Annotated in this window: 30 protein-coding genes and 2 tRNA genes; 22 read left to right on the forward strand and 10 right to left on the reverse strand. The window is 50.6% G+C overall.

Going from position 1 to position 25,945, the window contains the following annotated elements; genetic code table 11:
* Positions 1-94: 94 nt before the first annotated feature.
* Positions 95-478: a hypothetical protein gene (locus HMPREF2596_RS00125; RefSeq protein ID WP_070848791.1), complete on the forward strand. Its 384-nt coding sequence runs from the start codon at positions 95-97 to the stop codon at positions 476-478.
* A 658-nt stretch (positions 479-1,136) separates the two neighbouring features.
* Here HMPREF2596_RS00125 and HMPREF2596_RS00130 read toward each other — a convergent pair.
* Together HMPREF2596_RS00130 and HMPREF2596_RS11160 are read right to left on the reverse strand one after the other, a co-directional pair.
* A complete protein-coding gene (locus HMPREF2596_RS00130; RefSeq protein ID WP_070848793.1) occupies positions 1,137-1,904 on the reverse strand; it encodes a hypothetical protein in 768 nt (255 codons plus the stop codon).
* A gap of 3 nt (positions 1,905-1,907) precedes the next feature.
* Positions 1,908-2,120: a helix-turn-helix domain-containing protein gene (locus HMPREF2596_RS11160; RefSeq protein WP_168166787.1), complete on the reverse strand. Its 213-nt coding sequence runs from the start codon at positions 2,118-2,120 to the stop codon at positions 1,908-1,910.
* A 120-nt stretch (positions 2,121-2,240) separates the two neighbouring features.
* On the opposite strand from HMPREF2596_RS11160, the gene HMPREF2596_RS00135 reads away from it, so the two are divergent.
* The 8 genes from HMPREF2596_RS00135 (at position 2,241) to HMPREF2596_RS00160 (ending at position 7,788) form a co-directional block, all read left to right on the forward strand.
* Positions 2,241-2,924, forward strand: a complete 684-nt coding sequence (locus tag HMPREF2596_RS00135) for a S24 family peptidase (protein WP_070829809.1) — start codon at positions 2,241-2,243, stop codon at positions 2,922-2,924.
* Positions 2,925-4,115: 1,191 nt separating this feature from the next.
* Positions 4,116-4,283, forward strand: coding sequence for a hypothetical protein (locus HMPREF2596_RS11335; RefSeq protein WP_168162757.1), 168 nt, complete (start codon positions 4,116-4,118; stop codon positions 4,281-4,283).
* 110 nt (positions 4,284-4,393) lie between these two features.
* The gene (locus HMPREF2596_RS00140; protein ID WP_049351571.1) at positions 4,394-4,945 is read left to right on the forward strand and encodes a TrbM/KikA/MpfK family conjugal transfer protein; all 552 of its coding nucleotides are present in this window, start codon (positions 4,394-4,396) and stop codon (positions 4,943-4,945) included.
* A 150-nt stretch (positions 4,946-5,095) separates the two neighbouring features.
* Positions 5,096-5,854 (forward strand): nucleotide-binding protein, encoded by a 759-nt coding sequence (locus tag HMPREF2596_RS00145; protein WP_070829807.1) that lies wholly within the window; start codon positions 5,096-5,098, stop codon positions 5,852-5,854.
* Between the two features lies 1 nt (position 5,855).
* Positions 5,856-6,290: a hypothetical protein gene (locus HMPREF2596_RS00150; RefSeq protein ID WP_049322052.1), complete on the forward strand. Its 435-nt coding sequence runs from the start codon at positions 5,856-5,858 to the stop codon at positions 6,288-6,290.
* Between the two features lie 8 nt (positions 6,291-6,298).
* Positions 6,299-6,553: a lipopolysaccharide heptosyltransferase gene (locus HMPREF2596_RS11440; protein WP_070848795.1), complete on the forward strand. Its 255-nt coding sequence runs from the start codon at positions 6,299-6,301 to the stop codon at positions 6,551-6,553.
* Positions 6,554-6,556: 3 nt separating this feature from the next.
* Entirely contained in the window at positions 6,557-6,886 is a 330-nt protein-coding gene (locus tag HMPREF2596_RS10780) for a helix-turn-helix domain-containing protein (RefSeq protein ID WP_083321720.1), read from the forward strand.
* The gene (locus tag HMPREF2596_RS00160) at positions 6,802-7,788 is read left to right on the forward strand and encodes a tyrosine-type recombinase/integrase (RefSeq protein WP_283140387.1); all 987 of its coding nucleotides are present in this window, start codon (positions 6,802-6,804) and stop codon (positions 7,786-7,788) included. The genes HMPREF2596_RS10780 and HMPREF2596_RS00160 overlap by 85 nt, the downstream gene beginning before the upstream one ends.
* A 37-nt stretch (positions 7,789-7,825) precedes the next feature.
* Here HMPREF2596_RS00160 and HMPREF2596_RS00165 read toward each other — a convergent pair.
* From HMPREF2596_RS00165 to HMPREF2596_RS00180, 4 genes are all read right to left on the reverse strand, one after another.
* Positions 7,826-7,901 (reverse strand) — tRNA-Lys (locus tag HMPREF2596_RS00165).
* 59 nt (positions 7,902-7,960) lie between these two features.
* On the reverse strand, positions 7,961-9,040 hold the full coding sequence (gene apbC, locus HMPREF2596_RS00170; RefSeq protein WP_070848799.1) for an iron-sulfur cluster carrier protein ApbC: 1,080 nt from the start codon (positions 9,038-9,040) through the stop codon (positions 7,961-7,963).
* A gap of 164 nt (positions 9,041-9,204) precedes the next feature.
* Entirely contained in the window at positions 9,205-11,268 is a 2,064-nt protein-coding gene (glyS, locus tag HMPREF2596_RS00175) for a glycine--tRNA ligase subunit beta (RefSeq protein WP_070848801.1), read from the reverse strand.
* Positions 11,269-11,435: 167 nt separating this feature from the next.
* Positions 11,436-12,530, reverse strand: a complete 1,095-nt coding sequence (locus HMPREF2596_RS00180; protein ID WP_070848803.1) for an FAD-dependent oxidoreductase — start codon at positions 12,528-12,530, stop codon at positions 11,436-11,438.
* 322 nt (positions 12,531-12,852) lie between these two features.
* On the opposite strand from HMPREF2596_RS00180, the gene HMPREF2596_RS00185 reads away from it, so the two are divergent.
* Positions 12,853-13,080 carry a cell division protein gene (locus tag HMPREF2596_RS00185; RefSeq protein WP_070848805.1) on the forward strand — a complete coding sequence of 76 codons (228 nt, stop codon included), beginning with the start codon at positions 12,853-12,855 and terminating at the stop codon, positions 13,078-13,080.
* Positions 13,081-13,192: 112 nt separating this feature from the next.
* Here HMPREF2596_RS00185 and HMPREF2596_RS00190 read toward each other — a convergent pair whose 3' ends face one another.
* A complete protein-coding gene (locus HMPREF2596_RS00190; RefSeq protein WP_070848807.1) occupies positions 13,193-13,705 on the reverse strand; it encodes an SH3 domain-containing protein in 513 nt (170 codons plus the stop codon).
* A gap of 90 nt (positions 13,706-13,795) precedes the next feature.
* Entirely contained in the window at positions 13,796-16,480 is a 2,685-nt protein-coding gene (gene glnE, locus HMPREF2596_RS00195; protein ID WP_070848809.1) for a bifunctional [glutamate--ammonia ligase]-adenylyl-L-tyrosine phosphorylase/[glutamate--ammonia-ligase] adenylyltransferase, read from the reverse strand.
* A gap of 127 nt (positions 16,481-16,607) precedes the next feature.
* On the opposite strand from glnE, the gene HMPREF2596_RS00200 reads away from it, so the two are divergent.
* The 3 genes from HMPREF2596_RS00200 to coaD all read left to right on the forward strand — a co-directional run bounded on the left by HMPREF2596_RS00200 (position 16,608) and on the right by coaD (position 18,352).
* Positions 16,608-16,883, forward strand: a complete 276-nt coding sequence (locus HMPREF2596_RS00200) for an oxidative damage protection protein (RefSeq protein ID WP_003682648.1) — start codon at positions 16,608-16,610, stop codon at positions 16,881-16,883.
* Positions 16,884-17,045: 162 nt separating this feature from the next.
* Entirely contained in the window at positions 17,046-17,732 is a 687-nt protein-coding gene (locus HMPREF2596_RS00205) for a Bax inhibitor-1 family protein (protein WP_070848811.1), read from the forward strand.
* Between the two features lie 107 nt (positions 17,733-17,839).
* Positions 17,840-18,352 (forward strand): pantetheine-phosphate adenylyltransferase, encoded by a 513-nt coding sequence (coaD, locus tag HMPREF2596_RS00210; RefSeq protein WP_049323715.1) that lies wholly within the window; start codon positions 17,840-17,842, stop codon positions 18,350-18,352.
* A 47-nt stretch (positions 18,353-18,399) separates the two neighbouring features.
* Here the strand turns inward: coaD and HMPREF2596_RS00215 are convergent, their stop codons facing one another.
* Positions 18,400-18,960: a hypothetical protein gene (locus HMPREF2596_RS00215; protein WP_070848813.1), complete on the reverse strand. Its 561-nt coding sequence runs from the start codon at positions 18,958-18,960 to the stop codon at positions 18,400-18,402.
* A gap of 204 nt (positions 18,961-19,164) precedes the next feature.
* Between HMPREF2596_RS00215 and HMPREF2596_RS00220 the strand changes: the two genes are divergently transcribed.
* The 9 genes from HMPREF2596_RS00220 (at position 19,165) to HMPREF2596_RS00260 (ending at position 25,040) form a co-directional block, all read left to right on the forward strand.
* Positions 19,165-19,240: transfer RNA gene (locus HMPREF2596_RS00220), tRNA-Phe, on the forward strand.
* A gap of 308 nt (positions 19,241-19,548) precedes the next feature.
* Positions 19,549-20,457 carry a hypothetical protein gene (locus tag HMPREF2596_RS00225; RefSeq protein ID WP_070848815.1) on the forward strand — a complete coding sequence of 303 codons (909 nt, stop codon included), beginning with the start codon at positions 19,549-19,551 and terminating at the stop codon, positions 20,455-20,457.
* A 34-nt stretch (positions 20,458-20,491) separates the two neighbouring features.
* The gene (locus HMPREF2596_RS00230) at positions 20,492-20,737 is read left to right on the forward strand and encodes a GNAT family N-acetyltransferase (protein WP_070848833.1); all 246 of its coding nucleotides are present in this window, start codon (positions 20,492-20,494) and stop codon (positions 20,735-20,737) included.
* A 19-nt stretch (positions 20,738-20,756) separates the two neighbouring features.
* Positions 20,757-21,923: a beta-ketoacyl-ACP synthase III gene (locus HMPREF2596_RS00235; RefSeq protein WP_070848817.1), complete on the forward strand. Its 1,167-nt coding sequence runs from the start codon at positions 20,757-20,759 to the stop codon at positions 21,921-21,923.
* Complete coding sequence (locus HMPREF2596_RS00240; protein ID WP_049332227.1) at positions 21,924-22,319, forward strand: DarG family dialkylresorcinol biosynthesis protein; 396 nt, start codon at positions 21,924-21,926, stop codon at positions 22,317-22,319.
* Positions 22,320-22,327: 8 nt separating this feature from the next.
* Positions 22,328-23,002, forward strand: coding sequence for a glutathione S-transferase family protein (locus tag HMPREF2596_RS00245; RefSeq protein ID WP_070848818.1), 675 nt, complete (start codon positions 22,328-22,330; stop codon positions 23,000-23,002).
* A gap of 162 nt (positions 23,003-23,164) precedes the next feature.
* A complete protein-coding gene (gene tsaB / locus HMPREF2596_RS00250; RefSeq protein ID WP_070848820.1) occupies positions 23,165-23,839 on the forward strand; it encodes a tRNA (adenosine(37)-N6)-threonylcarbamoyltransferase complex dimerization subunit type 1 TsaB in 675 nt (224 codons plus the stop codon).
* The gene (gene rimI / locus HMPREF2596_RS00255) at positions 23,836-24,279 is read left to right on the forward strand and encodes a ribosomal protein S18-alanine N-acetyltransferase (protein WP_070848822.1); all 444 of its coding nucleotides are present in this window, start codon (positions 23,836-23,838) and stop codon (positions 24,277-24,279) included. Before tsaB ends, rimI begins: the two co-directional genes overlap by 4 nt.
* Complete coding sequence (locus tag HMPREF2596_RS00260) at positions 24,273-25,040, forward strand: uracil-DNA glycosylase family protein (RefSeq protein ID WP_070848824.1); 768 nt, start codon at positions 24,273-24,275, stop codon at positions 25,038-25,040. The genes rimI and HMPREF2596_RS00260 overlap by 7 nt, the downstream gene beginning before the upstream one ends.
* A gap of 71 nt (positions 25,041-25,111) precedes the next feature.
* Here the strand turns inward: HMPREF2596_RS00260 and HMPREF2596_RS00265 are convergent, their stop codons facing one another.
* Entirely contained in the window at positions 25,112-25,900 is a 789-nt protein-coding gene (locus HMPREF2596_RS00265) for a thiazole synthase (protein ID WP_049332237.1), read from the reverse strand.
* Between the last annotated feature and the right edge of the window lie 45 nt (positions 25,901-25,945).

Raw genomic sequence — 25,945 nt, forward strand, 5'->3', positions numbered from 1 at the left:
ATTGTTGTAATAGGTTGTATTAATGTTGTATAAGTGTTGTATAGGTTGTAAAATAGGTTGTATAAATGTTGTTTTGATGTTGTAAGAGGTGTGTATGAGTGATTTAGAAGATTTCATCAAATCGTATGAAAATAAATTGAGTCCAGGGAAACGATCCGTACTGGAGCCTTATAAAGATGAAATTTTAAAAATGAAGCAGCTTGGGTTTACTGAAAAACTGATATTGCAGTTTTTGGCTGAAAAGAAAAATGTAAAAGTAAGCCAACAGGCATTAAATCGATTCATCCGTTCCCGGCTTCAAAAAATGAATTTAGGAGCTGAAAAGAAGGTAGAAAAATCTCAAAATGATAATAAATTAACTAATTCAAAAAGCCCCGTTTCTGAACCTGAAAAGCCAAAAGAAACTTTGGCTCAATCCAATTCCGGAAAGAACAAATTTGATTGGCAAAATCCGATTAATCCAAAGGACTACAAATGAAAAAGCCGTCTGAATTTTCAGACGGCCTTTACTCAAAAAAATATTTTCCAATATGCCAAATCTTCGGGGCATCAGCGGTAAAACGGCGCTTCCTCACAGTTCGACCACTACAAATTCCCCCTGTTCTGCCTCAGCCAGCGAGTGTTCCAAACGGGCAGTATTAGCAGGATTTCCGAACAGGTACAGCGTCTCCTGTACATATTTCTAACGATTTATCCACAAAACCTGTACATATCTCTCCCTCAAAAAGAGTCTATATCCTCTCAAACGTCAATATCCATCTACATCCATCATAAATTGCACAAAAAACAGTCAGGCGTGAGCCTGTAATATTTTTTGATAGTGGTCTGTGAAGGTGATCTTTGTATAAAGGCCGTCCTATACGGACAAAGTTCTATGTCCTCTAAAGCCAAAGTTCTTTGCTCATTATGTACAAACATAATATTTTCAGATACTTATATTCAACATTAAAACTTATTCTTTAAATTTGATTCGGATAAAAATAGGTAAACGAAGCAGAAAAACAGCCCATCACATCTCAAATTATTGAGAGAAACAGACAAAACAGCCTTTTAGGCGGCATATCTACCGGCAAAAAGCGCAAAAAAAGCTGCCGGAGCAGCTTTGGGGCATGGCTGTGCCAACAGCCTGATGATGGTTACTGTTTTTTCTTATAGTAATTTTGGAGATTTTGACGGTGAGGGTTGTCGGGATTCCGCTGTCCGCCTGTATCGGGCGGTGGGTCGGCGGATTGTTTGATTTGCGCCTCGTATTCCGCCTTAGCTTTGCGTGTGGCCGCTTCAGACGTTGGTGGCGTAGGGATGTTGGGGGAACGGTCGGAGGCGTAGAAGCCTGCCCAGCCGTTCAGAATAGCTTTCCGCATGGCGGCTTCGAGATCGTAGTTTTTATTTTTGAGGTCTTTGAGCTGGTTGAGCAGGATTTTTTTCTGCTTGATATTGAGAGGCTTGCCTTTTTCGGCACGCATCTTCAAAAAGTCATTCCAAAGACCGAGATTAATCCATTTCTCGAGGCGGAAATTGTCTGTATCGATATGGTAGCGGCTGTCGAATTGAGGCACTGCCTCGCCTTTGACCTGATAACAAAGTTCGAGCAGACGCTCTTTATTGAGCTGCCAGTGCATCCTGCCGTGTACACCTGCACGTCGGCATTGGATAACGCCTTTGCTGGATAGGAATTTTCTTGCCTTTTCATAGCCACGCCGTGTCAGACCGAACTCATCGAACAGCTGGGAAGCGGTTTTATAAAACCAACCCTGACGTTTTGGTTCTTTATCGGCCACGTCGCTCCACCAAAACAGCCCTGACAATAATGTCGCTGCCTGAATATTGGAGCCGCACAAAAGCCCGAACTCGCGGTAAACCACGAAGTCCGTTGTTATGTGGTGGCGGATTTCGGCTGTGAGCATAGGTTATTTTTTTGGTTTATAAGCTTTAGAAATGGCTTCAACCGTAACTTCATTGTTTGTGTAAGCCGAGATTTTAATGGCTGTATCCAACGGTGCTTTTTTCCGACCGCTGGCAATTTGAGAAATCCATGAGTAGTTTATACCTAATGTTTCAGCCATCTCTTTTAGACGACCTCTTCTTTCTCGCAACCATTGTTGCAATGTGTATTCGCTCACTGTCATTTCCTTGTAATTGACAAAACCAAGACTTACATATTACCCATAGCTAACAAATAAATCAATAATCGAAAAAAAGCTATTACCCAAAAGAAAAAGCTGTAAAGCGATAATTAGAAAATGAATACACTTGCAGACAGAATCAAAAAACGCCTTGACGACTTAGGTAAATCACAAGCTGATTTGGCTAAATATTGCAAAGTCAAACCCCCCTCAGTTTCTAAATGGCTGAATGGGACAACAAAGGTTTTAGCCGGGCAAAATCTACTAAGAGCATCTGAATTTCTCGAATGTGATCCTGATTGGCTTGCTAGCGGAAAAGGATTTTGGGCAAATAAATCGGCTGATCCAAAAGCTGCTGAAACGACCGTATCACCATTTACCATAAAAATGCTTGATAACGATATACTTGACCAGTATCCAATCAATACGTCAGATATTTCAGCCAATATTTCGTATATTGAGTATACGGAAGATCAGTATCGCAGGATTTTTTCTGCTAAAAACCCAGATAGTCTAAGGCTGACAAATATACGAGTTGATAATATGTCCGGAACACTTGAGCCGGGTGATTTGGTGTTTGTAGATATATCAATAAACAAATATGATGGAGATGGTGTGTACCTGTTTATGGTTGGAAATCATCTTCATTTAAAGAGATTGCAAATGGTTGGTAATAATCTGCTCGTAATCTCAGACAATCGTCAGTATAAGAGTTGGGAAATTTCTACCAAAAACAGATCAAGTCTTATAGTCATTGGTAAAGTCTTAATAGGGCAGTCTCAGATTTTCCAAAGGTTTTAAAAAAAGAGGTCGTTTGAAAATATCAGACGACCTCTTTTTTTCACATATGCCCTGATTAACTTCATACGGGCTGTCACATTCTAGAAATTGTTTAAAGTCCCCTGATAATAACGATTCTTATAAACTTGTCAGAACATCAGCATTAATTCTGACTTTAATTGTCCTTCTTAGGGAATTCTTGTTCTAAGGTGGTTTGATAATTCAGACTACCTTTTTCTATTTCTAGCATCTTATTTTCTAAAAATATAATCTTTTAAAACAATACGTTGAATATTTAAAAATGTAAATATTTAGCTTTGGCTAATATTTTTCTTGCAATATTTGTTACCTATGGCTAATATACGTCTATCAAAGTTCTTTAACAGTTTGAAACGAAGCAACCGGCCTTCGGAGATGTTTTGGCCTTAAAAGACTGAAACATCATGCGTAAAAAAGGTGATCGAGCCTTTGGGTAAATCGGACAAACGGTTGCAGGCAGCATCTGACCTGCCAAAAAAAATGCCGCGCATCCGGGTTGCCCAGTGGGGTCCGGTAACAGGCGGCAAGTTGGACGTATTTCTTAATCGGGACGTATTCCCGATGCAGCAGCGATAATCTGCGGACAAGCTGCAAAACACATTTTGATTTTTATATTCCCCGCCGTGAGCGGGTATTTATCGGAAAAGTCCGATAGGGCAAATGCCCAAATGTTCAGACGGCGCTACCCGTCTTTAAACATGTATCCAAATCCAAGCCCGCTTGTGCAAGAAGCGGGTTTCCGTTTGGGTTCATCTGAAATAATCAGATAGTTTATTATAGTTCAATGGTGTCATTATGACAAATGACGAAAAAACGCATTATAAGATAAATTTGTCTTAAAACATATTCCAAATTAGTTTTTTTTACCGCCTGGCTACATTATAGGGTGGCGGGCAACTCAGTGGCTCGGAGTAAAAAGACTGAGCGGTTCCGAAACCGTCCGTGTGTGATGTCCTGTACAAGCACTTTGCCTGTGAATCAGTAAGCAGTAGCGGGAGGGTAAAAATCGGCAGTATGGTATTTATCACACCCTACTGTTTTGAGCGATGTCCTGATAAGGCTGACTACCGGCAATAGGTCGGGGAGCAGGTGAAAGCCCTGCAATAATCTTCTGAGGTCGTCTGCAAAACTGGTTTTCAGACGACCGTTTTTGCAAATGAGAAAGGAAACTCCATGAAAAAAATCCGCAAGCCCGTCAAACAGATCGTCATTGGTACATATCAAAGTATGAGAGCCGCTGCCCAGCAGGTTGACCTGCTGATGAAGGGCAATTCCGATTTGTGCGTAAACATTGTGCAAGAAGGAAGAAAGTTCCAAGTTCGTACAGTTGTTTGGCAATGAAAAAGCCGCTTTCATTCAAAAGCGGCTTTAAGTTGAGATGGATGATCTCGTAGGGGTACGCAGATTATCCTTTTTTTCGTCTTTTATTTCAATATGGAAAAGGTGTGTGTATGAAAAAATCTTTGGGTTTGTTAATTGCGGCGTTACTGGGAGCAGCGCCGGCGACTTATGCTGACGATGTGCTTACAGGCGATACGCGCTTGGCGTGTGAGGCAATTTTATGTCTGTCATCAGGTGATCGTCCAAGCGAATGTGCGTCTTCTATTAGACGATATTTTTCGATTCGCCACAAAAAATTGGGCAATACGATCAAGGCGCGTCGTAACTTTTTAAAAATGTGTCCGAGTAGTTCGGAAAGTGCCGAAATGTCGGGTTTGGTTGATGCAATTGCAAATGGAGCTGGCCGGTGTGATGCTCAAGAGTTGAACCGTATGATGCGTTATTCAAGGTTTGAGAAGGTATGCGAACAAAAAAACAAATATCGCTTTGGCCGACAATATACGTCTGATGAAAATTGCCAGATGGTTAAAAAGTTTTACGTCAGACCTGATAAACCGGAATACTGCAAGGCTTATTACGACCACGGATGGACGACTGCGGGCGATAAAGTACGATATGTCGGCGAAGAGAAGAATGGTGGTCGCTGGGTAGATATTCGTTAAATCTTCACTCCTGCTCTACATAGGCATAAATGTTTAGCAGCTTCGGCAGCCCTGCTATATAGGGCTGCTTTTTTTACAAACACAAACTTGTTCAGGGACGAGCAGGTTTCTTTTTGTAAAAAATCATTTGAACAAACGAAAGGTTATGCCATGAAAGAAGTCCATTTTATTGCACAAGGTAAGGGCGGCGTTGGTAAATCAACGATTGCAAGTTTTTTAGGTGACTACCTCAAAGCAAAAGCCAGTGGAGAGCAACTGCATTGCTTTGATACTGATCCCGTAAATCCTTCTTTTAGCCGTTTCTCGGCGTTAAATCCTGAAGTAATCGATATTTTAAATGACAGTAATAATATTGATTCCCGCTATTTTGATGGATTGATTGAGAAGCTGGTAAACGAGGAAGGTATTGCTGTCATTGACAACGGGGCTGCTACTTTTGTGCCATTGATGTCTTATATGGCAGAAAACGAAGTACCATCCTTCTTGGCCGAAAACGGTATCCGCATGATTATTCATGTACCACTTGTAGGTGGACAGGCTCTTGATGACTGTATTACAGGTTTGGTGCAAACGTTAAATGCTTTACAGGCTGAAGTGGTTATTTGGCTTAACGACTTTCAAGGTGTGGTAACTAAAGATAAACCGTTTGAAGAATTTGGTGTTTATAAGCAATACAAGGATCGTATTATCGGCGTGGTACATATTTCACATCGCAACCCTGATACGTTTGGTGCAGATATAAAGGAAATGACAACCAAAAACCTGACTTTAACTGAAGCACAAACTTCAGGTGAATTTGGCTTGATGCCTCGCCAACGTCTGCGTACGGTACAGCGTGAGTTGTATGAACAACTGGATCAAATAGAGTTTTTGGCTACTCAACGCCAACCGGAAAAATCAGAGGCATGATATGGGAAAAGCAGAAGTAGATGCCATTATTGCCGACGTGTTCCGGGTTTCAGGTATCAAACTTACAGCAGACGACCCGGTTATTGCTATTCTGTTGGTACAGGAAAGCCGGTTGAAAGCCTTGTTTGAAGAACAACGTAACCGTACTCGTGAGGATTTTGACGGAATTACTTCAGAAATCGAAGAACCGTTGAAAACGGCAGTTCAAATTGCTGAAGATTTGAAGACTTATCGTGAACAGATTATGGCAGATCTTCTAGCAGGGTATGGTAAAGAGCTAGCTGAAAGTGAAGGCAAGTTGTACGCCTCAATCCAAGCCAAAATTGACAAACAAATGAAGGGATACCTTGACGAAGTAACAACGAAGATAAACCGGTCATGGTTAGTTGCGGCACTGATTTTCTTCTGTTCCATACTTGTTCTGAAATTTGTTTAGGGAACTTTATGCTGATAGAGAAGAGTGTAGAAGTTGTTACCGTAAAAGTAAGCGCCCTGTTTAATCCAAAGGATGATCAGTTTCCTCACTTCCGTCTCGTTCCACTCGAAGCAGACAGGCAGGGTTATCTCTGCCTGCTGTTTTATATCGACCGAAACAACTTTTTAGTGTTGGAATCCCGTATCAAGCGATATGCGGCAGTTAGACGGCTGTCGCTACTACAGGAAAACGCGCCCTACACGGTTTATGAAATATCGAGGTAATCCATGAAGACATATGACGTGAAAGAAGCGGCTCAATACTGCAAATGCCATCCCGAAACTATACGGGAACATATCCGCTCCGGCCGTTTGGCAGCCTCCATGCCCGGACGGAAATACTGTATCACGCAGCCCGCACTTGACGCATTTATAAACGAACTGGAAAATGCGCGGATGCTGGCTTCACTCGAAAGTAGGAGTGAACAAAAATGCCGATCTATAAACGCGAAAATGGCGTCTATTACATTGACATCACAACGCAAAGCGGTCAAAGAATTAGACAATCTTCTCGCACCAAAGACAAAAGTGAAGCCCAAAGGCTGCATGACAAACTGAAACATGAATTGTGGCAGCAGGAACATTTCAACGAAAAACCGAAACGACTGTGGGATGAAGCGGCAGTTCGGTGGATTGAAGAGATGGGGGACAAGAAAAGTATCAGGGATGACATAAGCCGTTTGCGCTGTCTAGTTCATTTCAGAGGTGTCTTCTTGCACCATATGAGCCGTGATTTCATCATGCAGACTATTAACCGCATGACTTGTTCGGACAGTACCAAAAATCGCTATCTTGCCTTAATTCGATCGATTTTGAATAAGGCGGAAAAAGAATGGGGCTGGCTGGACAATGTGCCGAAGTTGAAACTGTATCGTGAAGCCAAACGCCGTATCCGTTGGCTGAAGCATGAAGAAGCCCAAAGGCTGATTGATGCCCTGCCGGAGTATTTAGCTGATATGGCAGTGTTCAGTTTGGCGACAGGCTTGCGGCAACGCAATGTACTGAGGCTGAAGTGGTCGCATATCAATTTAAGTCGCAAGACGGCATGGATTGAGGCAGACGAAGCCAAAGCAGGACGCGCTATCGGCGTTGCCCTGAATCAGACGGCACTCGGTATATTGGAAAAAAGGATGGGCAAACATCCATCTTTTGTTTTTACTCTACCAAACGGTAAACCCGTGAAAAGCATCAGTTCGCGTATTTGGAAAAACGCATTGTCTCAGGCAGGCATTGTTGATTTCAGATGGCACGATCTGAGGCATACATGGGCAAGTTGGTTGGTACAAGCCGGAGTTCCGCTCGCCGCTTTGCAGGAAATGGGTGGTTGGGAAAATGTCGGGATGGTTCAGAAGTATGCCCATCTAGCCCCCGAACATTTGCACGGACACGCGGCTATATTGGACAGTGTCGGTCTTGGTTTCGACACAAAACAGGCACACCCCAATATAGGCGGTGGCTAAGAAAAAAGCCTAAACAATTGTTTAGGCTTAGGAAAAGTGGTGGGTCGTGAGCGATTCGAACGCTCGACCAACGGATTAAAAGTCCGCTGCTCTACCGACTGAGCTAACGACCCGATAAGCTGTGCATTATAGAGATGGAGCGCACAGCTGTCAACACCTTTTTTAAACTTTTTTATTCGACGACGATTTTTGGGAAGCGGCTGCTGAAGTCTTTGCCTTTATCGGCAATGGCCAGAGCGATTTGGAAGGCGGCTTCGGTGTAGATGTCGGCGATGGTTTGGTTGTTTTCAAACAAGGCTAAAGATGTGCCGCTGTCCATGGCTTCGCGCACGGGCAGGCTCAACGGAAGCTGGCCGAGCAACGGTACATTCAAACGCTCTGCCAAGTTTTTGCCACCTTCTGCGCCGAAGATTGCTTCGGCATGGCCGCAGTTGGTGCAAATATGGACAGACATGTTTTCCAAAACGCCCAAAATCGGAATATTGACTTTGTTGAACATATCCACGGCTTTGCGTGCATCAATCAGGGCGATGTCTTGCGGCGTGGTCACGACAACGGAGCCGGTTACGGGGATTTTTTGCGACAGGGTCAATTGGATATCGCCGGTACCGGGCGGCAGGTCGATGAAGAGATAATCGACATTGTCCCATTCGCTTTGGAACATAAGTTGTTGCAAGGCTTGGCTGACCATCGGGCCGCGCCAAACGACAGCTTGGTCGGTATCGACCAGGAAACCGATGGACATCACTTGAATGCCGCTTTCGGCTTCAACGGGAATGAGTTTTTTGTTTTGTTGGTCGGGTTTGCGGTCTTGTACGCCGAGCATGGTGGGCTGGCTTGGGCCGTACAGGTCGGCATCGAGTACGCCGACGCGCGCGCCCATTCTGGCCATTGCGGTGGCAAGATTGGCAGTGGTCGTTGATTTGCCGACGCCGCCTTTGCCCGATGCTACGGCGATGATGTTTTTCACGCCTTTGATGGTTGCTACGCCGGGTTGGACTTTATGCGTACCGATTTCGGTATCGATACTCAAGTGAATGTGGGTCTCGCCGGTATGCGAAATGACGGCTTCTTGAACGGCGTTGGCAATGTCTGCGGCAATATGGGCAACAGGGAACGCGAATTTCAGGCCGATATGCAGGCCGTCTGAACGCTTTTCCAGAAGCGAAACGGCTTTTTCGCTGCCCAAAGTGCGTATTGTGGTGGGAATCAACACGGCATCGAGTGCGGTTCGGATGGCTGGAATATTCATAATCTGCCTCTTGAATGTGGGAAATTGTTTGATGTGCGCGATTTGCCTGCCTGACAAATCTGCTGAATTATACCCTTGAACGCCATGTAAAGGATACGCCCGAAAAACTTCAGGCTGCCTGAATCATCGGGCAGCCTGAAAAACGGGTCAACTAAAACGTGGCCTTATTCGCTCAAGAGCGCAATGTCGGCAACTGCGTTCATTTGTTCTGCCAAGCGGTTCAGCAGGTTCAAACGGTTTTGTTTCACGGTGGCATCTTCGGCCATCACCATCACGCCGTCGAAGAAGGCATCGACTTGCGGTTTGACGGAAGCCAATTCAGACAAAGCAGTTTGGAAATTGCCTTCGGCAACGGCGGCGGAGATTTTCGGCTGTAAACCTTGCGCGGCGGCATACAAGGCTTTTTCTTCGTCTTGTTGCAACAGGCTTTCGTTAACCGCGCCCAACTCGGCATCGGCTTTTTTCAGCAGGTTTTGCACGCGTTTGTTGGCTGCGGCCAATGCGGCGGCTTCGGGAAGCTGTTTGAACGCGGCAACGGCTTGCAGTTTGGCGGTCAAATCGTCCAAACGGCGCGGCTGTTTGGCGAGTACGGCGGCAACGATGTCTTGCGGATAATCGTTTTGCAGCAACACGGCCAAACGCGCCTGCATGAAGTCGGCGGTTTCAGACGGCGTTTTATCGTTGAGCAAACCTTTGGGGAAGCTGTCGAAGGCCGTCTGAATCAGTTCGTTTACGTCCAAACCGTACTGCATCAGCATCCGCAAAATACCCAAGGCGGCGCGGCGCAGGGCGTATGGGTCTTTGTCGCCGGTCGGAATCAGGCCGATGCCCCAAATGCCAACCAAGGTTTCCAGCTTGTCGGCCAGCGCAACGGCGGTGGCCACTTTGCCGTTCGGCAGATTGTCGCCGGCAAAACGCGGTTGGTAATGTTGCTCGATGGCTTCGGCGATTTCTTCGGTTTCGCCGTCCAAGCGGGCGTAGTATTTGCCCATCGTGCCTTGCAACTCGGGGAACTCGCCGACCATTTCGGTGACCAAGTCGGCTTTGGCCAAACGTGCGGCGCGTTCAGCTGCGGCGGCATCCGCGCCCAATGCTTTGGCGATGTGGGCGGCAATACTTTGCAGACGCTCGATGCGCTCGGCTTGCGAACCGATTTTGTTGTGGTAAACCACGCTGGACAACTTCGGCAGGCGGCTTTCCAAAGTCGCTTTTTGGTCTTGTTTGTAGAAGAACTCGGCATCAGACAGGCGCGCGCGCAAAACGCGTTCGTTGCCTTGGATGATGTGTGATGGATCTTCGGTTTGCAGGTTGGAGACCAGCAGGAAGCGGTTCATCAGCTTGCCGTTTTGGTCGAGCAGCGGGAAGTATTTTTGGTTTTGCTGCATGGTCAGAATCAGGCATTCCTGCGGCACGGCGAGGAAGTGTTCTTCAAAACCGGCTTCCAATACCACAGGCCATTCGACCAATGCGGTCACTTCGTCCAACAAGGCTTCATCGGCGGCAACGGTCGCGTCCAGACGGCCTGCCTGCTCGTTCAAGGCCGTCTGAATGGCGGCTTTGCGTTCGGCAAACGATGCTTCTACTTTGCCTTGCTCGCGCATTTGTGCAGCGTAGCTGTCGGCATTTTCAATGGCGATTTCGCCGTTGGAGAGGAAGCGGTGACCCAATGTTTTGTTGCCGCTTTGCAGACCCAAAACGCTGACGTTGACGATGTCGCCGCCGTGCAGCACGATCAGACTGTGTACAGGACGCACGAAAGTGAATGTGCTGCTGCCCCAACGCATGACTTTCGGAATCGGCAGTTTTTTCACTGCGGCATTGATGATGTCTTCCAAAAGCTCGCCCAGCGGTTTGCCGGTTTGGACGTATTCGTAGGCGTACACATCCTGCTTGCCGTCGTTGATGATGGTCAAGTCTTCGATTTTCGCACCCGCACCGCGCGCAAAACCTTCCAAAGCCTTAGTCGGCGCACCGTCTTTCATGGCATTCGCTACGGCCGGGCCTTTTTTCACAACTTTTTGATCGGCTTGAACGGCTTTCACGTTTTTGACTTGAACGGCCAAGCGGCGCGGAGAAGCGTAGGCGGTGTATTCGGCTGTGCCGTCAATTAGTTGCGCTTTTTCCAAGCCTTCGGCAACGGAAGCGGCAAAATGGTTGCCCAAATTATTGAGGGCCTTTGGCGGGAGTTCTTCAGTGAGAAGTTCGATTAAGAGGGTTTGGGTTGTCATGTGCTTATCGTTAAATAGGAAATTGGTTTGGCGTCTGAAACGGCATCATGCAGTTTTCAGACGCAAGGTTGATTGAATTGACGGCGATTTTATCATTTTCAGACGGCCTGTGGCTGTCTTTCACAAACAATTTGCCCGATTTTCAAGCAACTTCGTCCGCAACGGCTTCAATTCGCAGCGCGGATATACGGCAAACCGCTGGTTTCGTCGCTTTCGGGAATGTCGCTTCCGGCAAACAGCGCACCGGCCAAACGCACGGCTGCGCCGGTCACGGCCGGGGAAATCATAAAGCCGTGGCGGAACAGGCCGTTGACTTCAATCAGGCGGCGTTCGCGGTTGAAGCGGATTTCGGGATTGTGGTGGTTTAACGTCGGACGCAGGCCGGTGGCCAGTTCCAAAAGGTTCGCCTCGCCAAATGCCGGATGCACGGCGTACAGCGCGGACAAAAGTTCCAAACCGGAACGCACGCTGGCTGGCACTTGGCTTTCGCTTTCGATTTGGGTCGCACCAATCACAAAAATATGGTTTTCCTTTGGCGCGATATACAAAGGATAGCGCGGATGCAGCAGGCGCACGGGGCGGGACAGCTCGACTTCTGGCGCGTAAACGCGCGCCACTTCGCCGCGTATGCCGCGCAATTGGCTTTCAGACGGCCTGTTCCACGCTGCTTTTGCACCATAACCGCGGCAGTCGATAACCCAATCGTATTGCGCCGCCAAATCTTCGACTTCGCGTTTGCACGACCAATGGCAAGGCACGTTCATTGATTCCAAAGCATCGGCCAGCGCATTCAATACCTGCCGTCCGTCCAACTGTCCTTCCGCCGGCAGATACAGGCCGTCTGAAAACCGTCCTGCCAGTTGCGGCTCGTTGGCCGCGATTTCGTCCGCGTTCCAGCGTATGGTTTCGTGTTCCGGCACGCCGCCGCGCTTCAAATGCCGGGCGAACTCGGCAGAAAGCGGCTTGTCCTGCGTATGCCAAACGATCAGGCTGCCTTTTTCCTGCATCATCACCGGCGTGTTCAGACGGCCTAAAATACCGCGCCACAGCGCGAAACTCTGCCTGCCCAAACGGATGACTTCAGGCGTTGCCTCCACCGCCTCGGAAGAAGGCGCCAGCATGGCGGCGGCAACATAGGCTGCGGCTTGTGCGCCGTTACGTTCGCCTTTCTCAAACAACTCTACCGACACACCCTGCTCCGCCAATTGGAACGCAATAAGGCGACCGGAAAGGCCGCCGCCGAGTACCGCAATCTTAGACATCAGTTTCTCCTTGTTTTTAATATGAAAATGAACTGCATATTTTAGAACTTGTTTTGCTTTATCACAATATCGACACAAAATGAGAACAGTTTTTGCATATTATGACTGCCCAGGCCAAGCCGATAACTTATAAACAAACAGACGGAATCCCTCTCTCTGCAAGCAGTTCCCCATCGCCTCAGACTGCCAATCAGCTTTGATAAAAATATCTTCTTTACATAAAACCGAATATAATGGCATTTCTTGACACATTCATTCACTCGGCATCACTGCATTTATTGAATTGTTTTGATGCATATATTTGATTTTATAAGGAATAACAATGAAAAACTTGGGCAGTACTTTATTTATCCTCGGCGTATTGGCATTCGGTTTGAATTATATGAACGCCGTACCCAAAGTCTTGGCCTGGATTTACGAATGGGGCGAAGATACCGCCATGTGGATTAAAGCAGGCATTACAGGCGGCGGCGCTTTACTGTGGTTGGCAGGCAATTTCCTTGAAAAACCTGCAGAGGCAGAAGCTGAACCGGAAGAGGAAGAAGAATAAATATCATAAAAGGCCGTCTGAAAAATTTCAGACGGCCTTTTTTATATCTTTGCAAAACAGTACCTACTTTAATGTCCGAAAGTATGCTTTATCGGATAAATTGCTTGCTTTATTACTCCACGCGTCGAAGTTGACTTTTGTGGATATAACCCTGAATCGAAACATGATGACCATACTCTTCTTTTTCTGTGTAAGCCCCCTGGTTGTCATACAAAAGCCAGTCGCCTTTTCTTAAAGACGGGACAATTTGTACATAAGTGCCATTAGGAAGCGTTTTAATGATTTCGGCTTGACCAATCGGTCCTTTGAAATAGTCGATACTACGGACGTTTGCCGATCCGTCAGGGCTGGCGACAACATAATCGTGCACGATAAAACCTTGGCTTTGATGGACGTAGCCTGTACGGATTCCATCTAATTGAATATGAAACCATTTACCCTGTTTCCTGAGTATTTTGTGTTTTCTGCTTTCATAATTCAGTACCGTCATGATTTTGCTGCGTGTATCAGGAGCAACACGAACGTTTGCAGAGCCATCGCATTCGGTATGAGGCAAAAAGTAATCAGCGGCTTGGGATGCGGCCGACGACAGTAAAACCGTTAAAAACAGTGCCATTTTCTTCATGGTTGGTTTTCCTTATATGTTTAGAGTGAGCTTGTTGTGGCGGTAAATTGTGTTGCCGTGCAGCTTTTGACGCTGAATACGTCCGCCTGCTTATCCGAATTTCACTTCCGTCCCGAATACTTCCTGCCACAGTTTTCGCACATTGCTGTAGTGGGTTAGCAATTCGTCCGTCACTTCGGTTTTTTTGGCGTCGCGCAGTTTGGTGTTGTGTTGCTGCTGGCGGTAGAAGCGGTAGGCGGTGCGGCTTTGTTCGGCGAGGGTTTTGTCGATGAGGCCGCAGTCGGCGGCGATGTTCAAGAGGGCGATGTTGCCGTAGTTGTCGAGGAGTTGCGGATATTGGCGGGCATGGGCAAGGATGAGGTATTGGACGATAAATTCGACGTCGACCACGCCGCCGCGCGCGTATTTGACGTTGCTGTCAACCGGCGGGTGGGTGGGGAACATTTTTTCGCGCATTTCGATGATTTCGCCTGCTAAAACGGTTTGGTCGCGTTCGGCAGTCAGCATTTCGGTGCGGATGCGGTCGAAGGCCGTCTGAATTTCGGGTGTGCCGCAGATGAAGCGGGCGCGGGTGAGGGATTGGTGTTCCCACGTCCAGGCGTTTTCGCGCTGATATTTTTCGAAGGCGGCGATGCTGTGGGAGAGGAAGCCGGCGTCGCCGTTGGGGCGCAGGCGCAGGTCGGTTTCGTAGAGGCTGCCTGCGCCGGTGGCGGCGGAAAGCCAGTTGGTCAGGCGGCGGGCAAGGCGACTGTACACGTCGCCTGCATCGGGATGCGGGTCATCGTAAAGATAGACCAAGTCGAGGTCGGAGGAATAGCTGAGCTCTTTACCGCCCAGTTTGCCGTAGCCGATGATGGCAAATTGCGGCGTATCGCGGTGTTTTTTGGGCATGTCCGCCCACGCACACGACACGGCGGCGGCGAGGATGGTGTCGGCGAGGGCGGAGAGTTGGTCGGAGAGGGATTCTACCGTCCACAGTCCGGCGAGGTCTTGGACGGCGAGGCGGAAGACTTGGGCGTGTTGGAAGCGGCGCAGGGTGTCCATTTGCGCTTCGGTGTCGCCGCCGCAGGCTTTGAGGTCGTCTGAAAGTGCGGCGGCGAGGGCTTGCCAGTCGAACGCGGTATCCAAAAGCTGCGCGCTGATGAGTTCGTCCAGCAGAATCGGATATTTGCTCAGATACGCCGCCGCCCATGAGCTTTGGCTCATGATTTGTGCCAGATGCGCCAAGGTTTGCGGATGTTCGTTGAGGAAGGCGAGATAGGCGGAGCGGCGGCTGATGTTTTCGAGGAAGTCAAACAGCCGCATCAGCGTATCGGTCGGGTTGTTTTGCTCGGCCGCCGCCTGTACGAACAGCGGCACGATGGCGTCAAAACGCGGCTGGGCGTGGGCGGAGAGGTGGCGGTATTTATGGCCGTGCCGGATTTGGTCTAGCCTTGCGGCGACGGTTTCGGCATCGAACCCATATTCTTTCAGACGGCCTTGCCGCTCTTCTTCGTCGGGTTTTTCCTGCCATGCCCACTGCCATTCGCTGTTGCTTTGCGTTTGCTCTTCGGGTTCGCTCAAGATTTCGTTGAACAACTGATTGACTTTGTTCCGATGAACATTGAGGCCGTCTGAAAAGGCGGCGTAGCTGTCGAAACCCATGCTTTCGGCGAGCAGTTGTTGCAGTTCGGGCGAGGCAGGCAGGGTTTGGGTTTGTTGGTCGTCCCAGTATTGCAGGCGGTGTTCGACGTCGCGCAGAAAGCGGTAGGCGGCGAGCAGGGTTTCGACGTTTTCAGACGGCATGATGCCCAGCTCGGCAAGTTTCTTCAGCGTTTCCTGCGTGCCTTTCAGTTGCAGCGCGCGCATTTGTCCGCCGCGTATCATTTGGAAAATCTGGGCGATAAATTCGACTTCGCGGATGCCGCCTGCGCCGAGTTTGATGTTGTCCGCCATGCCTTTTTTGCTGACTTCGCTGCGGATTTGGCGGTGCAGGTTGCGCATCGCTTCATACGCGCTGTAATCCAGATATTTACGGAACACGAAAGGGCGCACCAGCGATTTGATGTCGTTCGGATACGGCGTAACCACGCGGCCTTTGCACCATGCGTAGCGTTCCCATTCGCGCCCCTGCGTAATCAAATATTGCTCCAGCGCGGTTTCACTCAATACCAGCGCGCCCGAATCGCCGTCCGGCCGCAGTCGCATATCGACGCGGAACACCTGCCCGTCGGCGGTGATATCGTTCAGCAGCGCAATCAGTTTCTGCCCGACTTTGGTGAAAAACTCTTGATTGCCGCGTTCGCGCCTGCCGTCAGTATCGCCCGATTCGGGATAGACGAAAATCAAATCGATGTCGGAAGACACGTTCAACTCATAGCCGCCCGCCTTGCCCATCGCCACCACGCTCAAATGTTGTGGCGATTTGGTATAACGCCCGATCGGTGTGCCGTACATGTCCCGATAATAGGCGTAGGCAAAGTCCAGCGCGGTATTGACGGCAAAATCGGCAAACAGCGTAATCGTGCGGGTTACTTCGTTCAAATCGCTGATGCGGTTTATATCGCGCACGATAATCTGCGACACGACATAACGGCGCAACTCGCGCAACTGCCGTGCCAATTCTTCCTCGTTTTCTTCCGCGCGGATTTTGTCCCAGTCGGCAAAGGCTTGGAAATCCGCTTCGGTCAACACCTTGTCCAGCATGGGCAGGAAAATTTCGGGCTTGAGTTTGCCTGAATCAAGGTTGCGGGCGAGAAAAAGGGAATAACGGCGGGCAGTATCGAGGCGGTTCATAATCTTTGCCTGAATAAACAGAAAAGACCATCATAGCAAGGTTTCAGGCCGTCTGAAAGCCACGCTTTCCCCTATCCGTGCAATCGGCTAAAATACCAACTTTGCAACCCATCATAAGGAAACCGCCATGACCCGTATGGTTCACTGCGTCAAACTCGGCAAAGAAGCCGAAGGCATGAAATTTCCGCCGCTGCCCAACGAGCTGGGCAAACGCATCTTCGAAAACGTTTCCCAAGAAGCATGGATGGCATGGACCCGCCACCAAACCATGCTCATCAACGAAAACCGCTTAAGCCTTGCCGATCCGCGCGCGCGCGAATACCTCGCCCAGCAGATGGAACAATACTTCTTCGGCGACGGCGCAGATGCCGTACAAGGCTACGTTCCGCAAGAGCCTAAATAAACATTAAACGCCGAGGCCGTCTGAAACCCGATTTTCAGACGGCCTTTAAAATTCCCGATTGCCCCGCATATTAGGCAAATAGAACAGATAAATCATACAAACCCATGATTCTCTGTTAAAATCCAAGTTTCATTCATTTCAATCCACACTGGAGCAAACGCCATGCAAAACGACGTTTACGACTATACCTCGCAAGGCTCGGTTGCCAAAAATATCGTCCTGCAAAAAACCTACCGCCTGCTCGGCCTGTCTTTCATTCCTGCCATTGCCGGCGCGTTCTTTTCCGCCAAAACAGGCTTTAACATTTTCGCCATGTTCGGCTCATACTGGGTTGCCCTGGCCGCCTTCTTCGGCTTCTTCTACGGCATGACCTTCCTGATCGAGAAAAACCGTTACAGCAACGTCGGCGTCGCCCTGTTGATGATCTTCACTTTCGGCATGGGCCTTGCCATCAGCCCTATGTTGCAATACGCCCTGGCGATTAACAACGGCGCGCAAATCGTCGGTACGGCCGCCGCCATGACCGCCGGTGTATTCTTCACCATGTCCGCCATGGCACGCCGCACCACAATGAACATGAACAAACTCGGCAGCTTCCTCGGTGCCGGCGCCATCGTGCTCATGATTGCCGTTGTGGCCAACATCTTCCTCAACATCCCTGCCCTGAGCCTGACCATCGCGGCCGGCTTCGTTGTCTTCAGTTCCCTGATGATTATGTGGCAGGTGCGTACCGTCATTGACGGTGGCGAAGACAGCCACATCAGCGCAGCGCTGACCATCTTCATCTCCATCTACAACATTTTCAGCAGCCTCTTGAGAATCCTCATCTCTCTTAGCGGTGACGACTGATCAAGCCGCAAAGGCCGTCTGAAATTTCAGACGGCCTTTTTGATTTTTGACATCACCGGCAAACTCCCCTATTCTGAACGCCACACAAACCCCATTCCCAACCCAAAATGACCACGACCACTCCGCGCCGTGCCGTGTACGCAGGCAGCTTCGACCCACCCACCCTCGGCCACCTGTGGATGATACAGGAAGCCCAATCCCTCTTTGACGAACTCATCGTCGCCATCGGCACCAATCCCGAAAAGCGCAGCACCTACAGCATAGAAGAACGCCGCGCCATGCTCGATGCCATTACCCACCCCTTCCCCAACGTCCGCATCAGCGTGTTTGAAAACCGCTTTTTGGTCGATTACGCCCGCGAGGCCAAGGCCAATTTTATCGTCCGCGGCATCCGTTCCGCCGCCGACTACGAATACGAACGCTCGATGCGCTACATCAACAGCGACATCGCCCCCGAAATCTCCACCGTCTTCCTGATGCCGCCGCGCGAAATCGCCGAAGTATCCTCCACCATGGTCAAAGGCCTGGTCGGCCCCCAAGGCTGGCGCGACATGATAGGCCGCTACCTCCCCGATCCCGTCTATCAAAAAATCCTGCAAGACCACGAAACAAACACATAAAACAAAGGCCGTCCGAACATTTCAGACGGCCTTCCAAATTTCATTGATTATTGACGGGCAGACATCACCGCCTGCAGGTTTTGTTTTAACGTTTCCATATCCAACCAACCGGCGTTAATAAACAGCATCAGAATCACCGTACCCACGCACAACATGCCGATACCATACAACACATAACCCACCAAAACACGGCCCACCGTCGCATTACCCATCCACATCAAACCGCGCACCTGCACCACAAACACCCAAGCCTGCCACAACAGCGCAAACGCAGCCAACGCCGGCACATACAACACCAGCAACAGCGGCAAGAGCAAAGCCTCAGACACCAAAATAAAGCCCCACAAAGGAAGCCGGGGCGCACCGTAATAATGCAGCACCTTGCGCATCGAGCGGCTCAACACCAACCATTTCACAATCACCAAAATCACCGACAGGCACACCGCCGCCGCGCCACTGCCAAACAAAGGCGACATGTTGGCCGCGTTCACCACGCCCAACAACAGCAACACCGCCGCCATCACCAAAGGCGAATACAAATACGTCTCCGGCGATCGATAGCGCAAACGCAAAACATCCCACATATCACGAACAAACACATACAGCATGGCATAAATCCAAAGCAAAAAAGCCGATTGTATCTTAGGCCGTCTGAAAATCAAACCGGCAAACTTAAAAACCGCCAATTAAAACGAAAAATAATTCAATACAAAACAAAATCTTAATTTACCGCCTCAAAAATAAAGCCTACAAACGCTTGCACAAGGCAACGAAATTTGGTTTAATTCACATCTCGCAACGAAACACGCGAAGGCCAGATAGCTCAGTTGGTAGAGCAACGGATTGAAAATCCGTGTGTCGGCGGTTCGATTCCGCCTCTGGCCACCACCAACCGCCTTGAAGCGGTTATTTTTTTATCTATACGATTTGCACGCCATACTTAGCGCAAATCCCATTCCAGACCATGCGTCCCGATTTCCACACAAGGCCGTCTGAAAATTTTCAGACGGCCGTTGTTCATGTTGGCATGGCATAAAAATCCGCTTTACCGCCCCATTCCGACAGAATACGGCGCTTCCATCCAAATCGGCTGAAACCTTCGCGAACATACTGAATATGAATAAAGTTCAAGGCCGGTCGGTTTACTATATAATACCGTCCAAACCAACCATAACTTACTCATTGCAGGGAAGATAATGAAAAAAGTGCTGATTGTGCATTACTCGCAAACGGGGCAGCTCTCCAGTCTGGCGCGAAATTTTGCCGCGCCGTTGCAAACAGCCGGCATACAGGTCGATTGCGTCAATATCGTACCGGAGCAGGCATTTCCGTTTCCATGGCCGTTTTGGCGTTTTTTCGATACCTTTCCTGAAACCGTCCATTTAAAACCCGCCCCGATTCTGCCGCCGCAAATCCCATCCGAAGATTACGATGTGGTGGTTATTGCCTACACCGTTTGGTTCCTCTCTCCTTCGCAACCGATGACCGCCTTTTTACAACGCGAAGAAACGCGCCGCCTGCTGGACGGCAAACCGGTCATCACGCTTATCGGCTGCCGCAATATGTGGCTGGGCGCGCAGGAAAAAATGAAATCTTTGCTGAAACAAAACGGCGCCAAACTCATCGGCAACATCGTAAAAATCGATGCCTGCAACAGCGCGGCAAGTTTCATTACCACGCCCGCATGGATGCTGACCGGCGACAAACGCTATTTCCGCTCCCTACCCTCTGCCGGCATTGCTGAAGAAGAATTGGCGGATGCGGCGCGGTTTGGTACGAAATTGCGCGATGCGCTGTTAAACCAACAGCCTTTGGACGAAACCCTGTTTCAAAACATGGGCGCAGTGACGGTTAATGAAAAACTGATTTTCAGCGAACGCGCCGCCGGCCGCAGCTTCTTCGTCTGGGGCAGACTTTTGATGGCGGCAGGCCGTATTTCTCCACTTTTGCGCCGTGCCTTGCTGTGCTTTTACATCGTCTTTTTATTGGCGATGATTTTAGTGGTTTTGCCTGTCAGCGTAATTTTGAAAAAGCTGCTGCACCCGCTGCTTAAAGGCCGTCTGAAAAAGCTGGCGGACTATTATGCGCAACCGTCAGGCAGATAATACTTTTCAGACGGCCTCAAACCAGGAACCCATCATGCCCGAAGTGATCCACTACCCCGAGCGCCATCGCTTTCAAATCGATATTGACGGTTTGGAAGCAGGCTATATCAGCTATACCGAACACAACGACGGCTGGGACGTAAACCATACCGAGGTCTCGCCCAACTTCCGTCATCGCGGCATTGCCAAACTGCTGGTGGACGCGCTGATGGAATATGCCGAAACACACCATATCCCGTTGACTGCAAGCTGCGACTACGCGGCGTGGTTTATCGGTTGATTATCTTGACAAACACATCATGACATCGAATAACACACTCAAAAACGTTTATCTCAACCGCGTTTCTGCCTTTTTGCCCAACGCCCCCGTCGGCAATGACGAAATGGAAGCCGTACTCGGCATGGCAGGCGATGTGCCTTCACGCGTGCGCCGTATGATTTTGCGCTCCAACGGCATTTTGTCGCGCCATTACGCCATCGATCTCGAAAGCCGCCGCACGACGCACACCAATGCCGAATTGGCCGCCGAAGCGGTCAACGGCCTGTTTGCCCAAGGTGTTCCTGCAGAAGCCGTCGGCAGCCTGGCCTGCGCCACTTCCTATCCCGACCAAACCATGCCCGGACACGGCGCAATGGTGCATGGTTTACTGGATATGCCGCCTTGTGAAGTGTTCAGCATGGCAGGCGTATGCGCGGCAGGTATGGCGGCGATGAAACACGCCTACAACGCCGTACGCACCGGCGAACACGCACATGCGGTTTCCGTTGCTTCCGAAAACGCTTCGGCGGTCATGCGCAGCGAAGTGTTCCAAAGTGAAACCGACCATAAAAAACTGGAAAACGCATCCCCCGAAATCGGGTTTGAAAAAGACTTTTTGCGCTGGATGCTATCTGACGGCGCAGGCGCGGTGTATCTGTCCGACTGCCCCAATTCAGACGGCCTCAGCCTGAAAATCCATTGGATAGACCTGCTTTCCTACGCCAACGAAATGCCGCCCTGCATGTATGCCGGCGCAGAATTCCGCGACGGCGTATTTGAAGGCTGGAAACACGCCGATGCCGATTACGGCCGCCGCCACAGCCTGATGGCGGTCAAACAGGACGTCAAACTGCTGAATGAAAACATCGTCCGCTATACGGTGGAAAAACCCCTCTCCCAAATCGCCGCCAAACACGGCATCCGCGCTGAAGAAATCGATTGGTTCCTGCCCCACTACTCTTCCGGCTTTTTCCGCGACCGCCTTTCAGACGGCCTGAAAAACATCGGCTTCGACATTCCGCAGGAAAAATGGTTTACCAATCTGCACAGCAAGGGCAACACGGGTTCGGCCTCGATTTACATCATCCTTGAAGAATTTATGCGCACCTTCCCCATCGAACACGGCCAAAAAATCCTGTGTTATGTTCCGGAAAGCGGACGCTTTTCAACATGTTTCATGCTTTTGGAAGCAGTAAAGGCCGTCTGAATGAAGATTGACGACATCCCTCAAGACAACAGCGCCAGCTACCACGGCCACCGCAAAGTCATCTACGGCACCCGCGACGGCCACTACGAAGCGGCCACCAGCAACGGTTGGCAGGACGAAGCCTACGCCACCGAAATGGCGGTGTGCGAACTCGATGCCCAAACACAGGCCGCACGCGAAGCCGTCGAAAAAGGCGAATATTCGCCGCTGTACTACCATATGTTCCGCTGCCGTTATGATGAAACCGGCTTGGCCATGGCGGCTGGAGTATGGAAATGGCAGCTGCGCCGGCATTTCCGCCCCGAAGTGTTCGCCAAACTACCGGCCAAAACCCTGCAAAAATACGCCGATGCCTGCCAAATCAGCATAGACGGCCTCAAACAAACCGATATTTAAAGCCCTTCATGATTACCCTGCATTCTCTCGACCAATCCCGCGCCCTGCGCATTGTTTGGCTGCTTGAAATCCTCGGTACGCCTTACCGCCTGCAAACCTACCGCCGTCATCCCGACACTTTGCTCGCCCCTGACGAACTTAAAGCCATCCATCCCTTGGGCAAATCGCCTTTATTGGATGATGACGGCTTTATCTTGGCGGAAAGCGGCACGATTACCGACTATCTGATTCAAGCCTACGGCAACGGCAGCCTGATGCCCGAACACGGCAGCCGCGAATACTGGCAATATCAACGTTGGCTGCATTATGCCGAAGGTTCGCTGATGCCGTTATTGCTGCTCGGACTGGTGTTCCGCCGGATTGAAAGCGCGCCCATGCCGTTTTTCGTCAAACCGATTGCCCGTAAAATCAGCGGCAGCGTCAAAAGCAACTTTATCCATCCGCAAGCCGTGCTGCATCTTGCCCACATCAACAGCGAGTTGGAAAACCACGAATGGTTGGTCGGTAACAGCCTCAGCGGTGCCGACATCATGATGAGCTATCCGCTGCAAGCCGCGGCCGACCGCTTCGATTTTGCCGACTACCCCAATATCCACGCCTATTTGCAGCGCATCGAAGCGCATGAAGCCTACCGCCGCGCCGTTAAAAAAGCAGGTTCTCCTTTATTGAAACTCGACAAATAAAACAAGGCCGTCTGAAACGTTTTCAGACGGCCTGAAACCTTGGTTCACTTATCGAATAGCTTTGCGGCAAACGGCGTTTTTACCCAAGCGCCGCCCGAATGCTTTGTTCCCCCTCGACGTTCCACTATAATGGCAACCCATATCCTTCTAAAAAATAACACCATGCCAACCGACAACCGCCCGACTCTTGCCATCGACACCAGCACATCCTTTCTGTCCATCGCATTGGAACATCAAGGCGAAGTCCGCCTGTTTCACGAAAACGTCGGCACCAAGCAATCCGAACAAATCCTGCCGCAAATCGAACGCCTCTTTAAAGAAGCGGGCATCACGGCCGCCGATTTGGGCTGCATCGTTTATGCACAAGGTCCCGGCGCATTTACCGGCCTGCGTATCGGCGCGGCGGTTGCACAAGGTTTGGCCACGCCGTTTAACACGCCCATGATCGGCATTCCCTGCCTCGATGCCGCCGCTTCGCTGCTGCCGCCATCAAGCTGCGTCCTGGCAGCCACCGATGCGCGTATGGGCGAAGTGTTCTACGCATGGTTTGATACGCAAAACCACGTCCGTTTGAGCGATTACACGGTTGGCAAAGCCGCCGCCATTACCGCTCCCGAAGGCAAAACGCCTAGCGGCGGCATCGGCAATGCCTTTGCCCTCGCCGACAAACCGCCTTTTGACGGTCAAGCCGATATGCCGACGGCCGCCGATTATCTCAAACTTGCCCGCAGCGGCCGCTATGTTGCCACCGATGCGGCGCATGCCGAGCTGCTCTACGTCCGCAATAAAATTGCCCTGACCGCGCAAGAGCAAGCCCAACAAAAGGCCAAACCGTGAGCCTGCGCCCGGCCGTACTTGCCGACTGCCCCACCATTGCCGCCATCGACGCACAAGGCAATCCTTCGTCGTGGACGGCGCAGCAGTTTGAATCGGCGGTTCAACACCATCCCGACAGCGTTTGGCTCAGTCAGGCCGACCACCAAATTACCGGCTTTATCGTGTGGCAAACCGTGTTTGACGAATCCGAACTGCATCTGATTGCCGTCGCGCCCGAATACCGCCGCCAAGGCATTGCATCCGCCCTGCTGCAACACTGGCAAAACGCAGTGCAACAGCAAGGCGCGACCCGATTGCTGCTCGAAGTCCGCGCAAGCAATGAAACCGCGCAACAGCTCTACCGCAAACACGGCTTCCAAACCTGCGGCCGCCGCAAAAACTACTACGCCCTGCCCGACGGTGGCAGCGAAGATGCCGTATTGATGGAGAAATCATGTTAAGCAGCCGCTACCTGCACCTGCACGAAGCCTTGGGCTTGGGCCCGATGTGGCTGAACCGAAACGCCAAAATCATCCATGCCGCGCCTCAAGCCGCAGCATCAGCCGCGCCCGTCCGCCCCAAAACCATTGCTGCCGATACCGCGCAAGCCGTGCGCACTTTATCCGCAAGTGCCCATCAGGCACGCACCGCCGCCATTGCCACTGCGCAAACGGCCAAACCGGCTGTCCGCGTTCCCGAAGAGGCGCCCAAGGCCATGGCCGAAACACCGGCAAAAATAGAAAAAGCCGCGCATTCAGACAATCTGCCCCGTCTTGACGTAACCATCAGGCCGTCTGAAATCATGGTGGTCAGCATTTGCCCGTCCACCGAAGACAGCCTGCACGGTACGCTGTTTAGCGGCGACGTCGGCACGCTTCTCGACAACATCCTCGCCGCCATCGGCCTCAAGCCCGAGCAGGCGCACAAAACCGCATGGGTCAAAACCGCGCCCGTGTTCACCGCCCTGCCCGATGCCGAACACATCCGCTCCGAGCTTGCCGAAATGCAAAACGAGCTGACCGCTTCGCAAGCGCGCGCAGTATTGTTTCTCGGCAAAATCTTCGACAGCCCCGACATGATCGGACTGATGAACGAATTGTGCGGGAAGCGGCCGCATTTCGTCATTCCCCACCCCGCCCGCCTACTGATGCAGCCTCAACTCAAAGCGCAGGCATGGCAAATCTTAAAGCCATTGAAACAGCTTTTGGCCAAGGCCGTCTGAACATTCTGTTCAACCTAAAATCAGGTTTTCCACCAATAAAAAAGGGCGTGTTCGACACGCCCTAATGTTTATCAATATTCCGCCGAATGCCAGAAAGGCTGGCCCACCGTCGGCGTACTGGCGCGCGCTTTCTCACGTGCCTCCACAGGTTCCGCCTCATAAGCCAGACGGCCCGACTCGACCGCAAGCGCAAAAGCGCGTGCCATATTGACCGGATCGCCGCTGCGGGAAACGGCGGTATTCAGCAACACGCCGTCAAAACCCCATTCCATCACTTGCGCCGCCTGCGAAGGCAAACCCAAGCCTGCGTCGATAATCAACGGCGTGTCGGGCAGGCGTTCGCGCAGGACTTTCAACGCATAAGCATGAACTGCGCCCAGACCCGTGCCAATCGGTGCCGCCCACGGCATCAACGCCTGACAGCCTGCGTCAAGCAGGCGGCGGCAGGCAATCAAATCTTCGGTACAATAAGGCAGCACTTTGAAGCCGTCTTTAATCAGGATTTCCGCCGCTTCGACAAGCTGAAACACGTCCGGCTGCAACGTGTCATCATCGCCGATAAGTTCGAGCTTGATCCAGTCGGTATCAAACACTTCGCGCGCCATTTGCGCAGTAGTCACGGCTTCCTGCACACTTTGGCAACCTGCGGTATTGGGCAACACAGGCACACCCATTTCTTCCAACAACGACCAAAAACCCTGCCCGTGCGCTTCGCCGCCGCTGCCGGCACGGCGCAATGAAACGGTAATCATCGCCGGTTGCGCGATTTGGACAGACTGCTTGAGGATTTCCGGCGTCGGATAAGCAGCCGTACCGAGCAGCAGCCGTGAAGGGAAAGTTTCTCCGTATAGGGTAAACATGATGGATTCCTTTGTAATATTATTTTTGGGGCAATAGCCTTCTGA

The sequence above is a fragment of the Neisseria sp. HMSC078C12 genome (assembly GCF_001838065.1).
Taxonomy (GTDB): Bacteria; Pseudomonadota; Gammaproteobacteria; order Burkholderiales; family Neisseriaceae; genus Neisseria.

Excerpts from the sequence above, each read along its gene's own strand:
- HMPREF2596_RS00125 (WP_070848791.1), top strand. The coding sequence starts at position 95 with ATGAGTGATTTAGAAGATTTCATCAAATCGTATGAAAATAAATTGAGT.
- HMPREF2596_RS00130 (WP_070848793.1), bottom strand. The coding sequence starts at position 1,904 with ATGCTCACAGCCGAAATCCGCCACCACATAACAACGGACTTCGTGGTT.
- HMPREF2596_RS00135 (WP_070829809.1), top strand. The coding sequence starts at position 2,241 with ATGAATACACTTGCAGACAGAATCAAAAAACGCCTTGACGACTTAGGT.
- HMPREF2596_RS11335 (WP_168162757.1), top strand. The coding sequence starts at position 4,116 with ATGAAAAAAATCCGCAAGCCCGTCAAACAGATCGTCATTGGTACATAT.
- HMPREF2596_RS00140 (WP_049351571.1), top strand. The coding sequence starts at position 4,394 with ATGAAAAAATCTTTGGGTTTGTTAATTGCGGCGTTACTGGGAGCAGCG.
- HMPREF2596_RS00145 (WP_070829807.1), top strand. The coding sequence starts at position 5,096 with ATGAAAGAAGTCCATTTTATTGCACAAGGTAAGGGCGGCGTTGGTAAA.
- HMPREF2596_RS00150 (WP_049322052.1), top strand. The coding sequence starts at position 5,856 with ATGGGAAAAGCAGAAGTAGATGCCATTATTGCCGACGTGTTCCGGGTT.
- HMPREF2596_RS11440 (WP_070848795.1), top strand. The coding sequence starts at position 6,299 with ATGCTGATAGAGAAGAGTGTAGAAGTTGTTACCGTAAAAGTAAGCGCC.
- HMPREF2596_RS10780 (WP_083321720.1), top strand. The coding sequence starts at position 6,557 with ATGAAGACATATGACGTGAAAGAAGCGGCTCAATACTGCAAATGCCAT.
- apbC (WP_070848799.1), bottom strand. The coding sequence starts at position 9,040 with ATGAATATTCCAGCCATCCGAACCGCACTCGATGCCGTGTTGATTCCC.
- glyS (WP_070848801.1), bottom strand. The coding sequence starts at position 11,268 with ATGACAACCCAAACCCTCTTAATCGAACTTCTCACTGAAGAACTCCCG.
- HMPREF2596_RS00180 (WP_070848803.1), bottom strand. The coding sequence starts at position 12,530 with ATGTCTAAGATTGCGGTACTCGGCGGCGGCCTTTCCGGTCGCCTTATT.
- HMPREF2596_RS00185 (WP_070848805.1), top strand. The coding sequence starts at position 12,853 with ATGAAAAACTTGGGCAGTACTTTATTTATCCTCGGCGTATTGGCATTC.
- HMPREF2596_RS00190 (WP_070848807.1), bottom strand. The coding sequence starts at position 13,705 with ATGAAGAAAATGGCACTGTTTTTAACGGTTTTACTGTCGTCGGCCGCA.
- glnE (WP_070848809.1), bottom strand. The coding sequence starts at position 16,480 with ATGAACCGCCTCGATACTGCCCGCCGTTATTCCCTTTTTCTCGCCCGC.
- HMPREF2596_RS00200 (WP_003682648.1), top strand. The coding sequence starts at position 16,608 with ATGACCCGTATGGTTCACTGCGTCAAACTCGGCAAAGAAGCCGAAGGC.
- HMPREF2596_RS00205 (WP_070848811.1), top strand. The coding sequence starts at position 17,046 with ATGCAAAACGACGTTTACGACTATACCTCGCAAGGCTCGGTTGCCAAA.
- coaD (WP_049323715.1), top strand. The coding sequence starts at position 17,840 with ATGACCACGACCACTCCGCGCCGTGCCGTGTACGCAGGCAGCTTCGAC.
- HMPREF2596_RS00215 (WP_070848813.1), bottom strand. The coding sequence starts at position 18,960 with ATGCTGTATGTGTTTGTTCGTGATATGTGGGATGTTTTGCGTTTGCGC.
- HMPREF2596_RS00225 (WP_070848815.1), top strand. The coding sequence starts at position 19,549 with ATGAAAAAAGTGCTGATTGTGCATTACTCGCAAACGGGGCAGCTCTCC.
- HMPREF2596_RS00230 (WP_070848833.1), top strand. The coding sequence starts at position 20,492 with ATGCCCGAAGTGATCCACTACCCCGAGCGCCATCGCTTTCAAATCGAT.
- HMPREF2596_RS00235 (WP_070848817.1), top strand. The coding sequence starts at position 20,757 with ATGACATCGAATAACACACTCAAAAACGTTTATCTCAACCGCGTTTCT.
- HMPREF2596_RS00240 (WP_049332227.1), top strand. The coding sequence starts at position 21,924 with ATGAAGATTGACGACATCCCTCAAGACAACAGCGCCAGCTACCACGGC.
- HMPREF2596_RS00245 (WP_070848818.1), top strand. The coding sequence starts at position 22,328 with ATGATTACCCTGCATTCTCTCGACCAATCCCGCGCCCTGCGCATTGTT.
- tsaB (WP_070848820.1), top strand. The coding sequence starts at position 23,165 with ATGCCAACCGACAACCGCCCGACTCTTGCCATCGACACCAGCACATCC.
- HMPREF2596_RS00260 (WP_070848824.1), top strand. The coding sequence starts at position 24,273 with ATGTTAAGCAGCCGCTACCTGCACCTGCACGAAGCCTTGGGCTTGGGC.
- HMPREF2596_RS00265 (WP_049332237.1), bottom strand. The coding sequence starts at position 25,900 with ATGTTTACCCTATACGGAGAAACTTTCCCTTCACGGCTGCTGCTCGGT.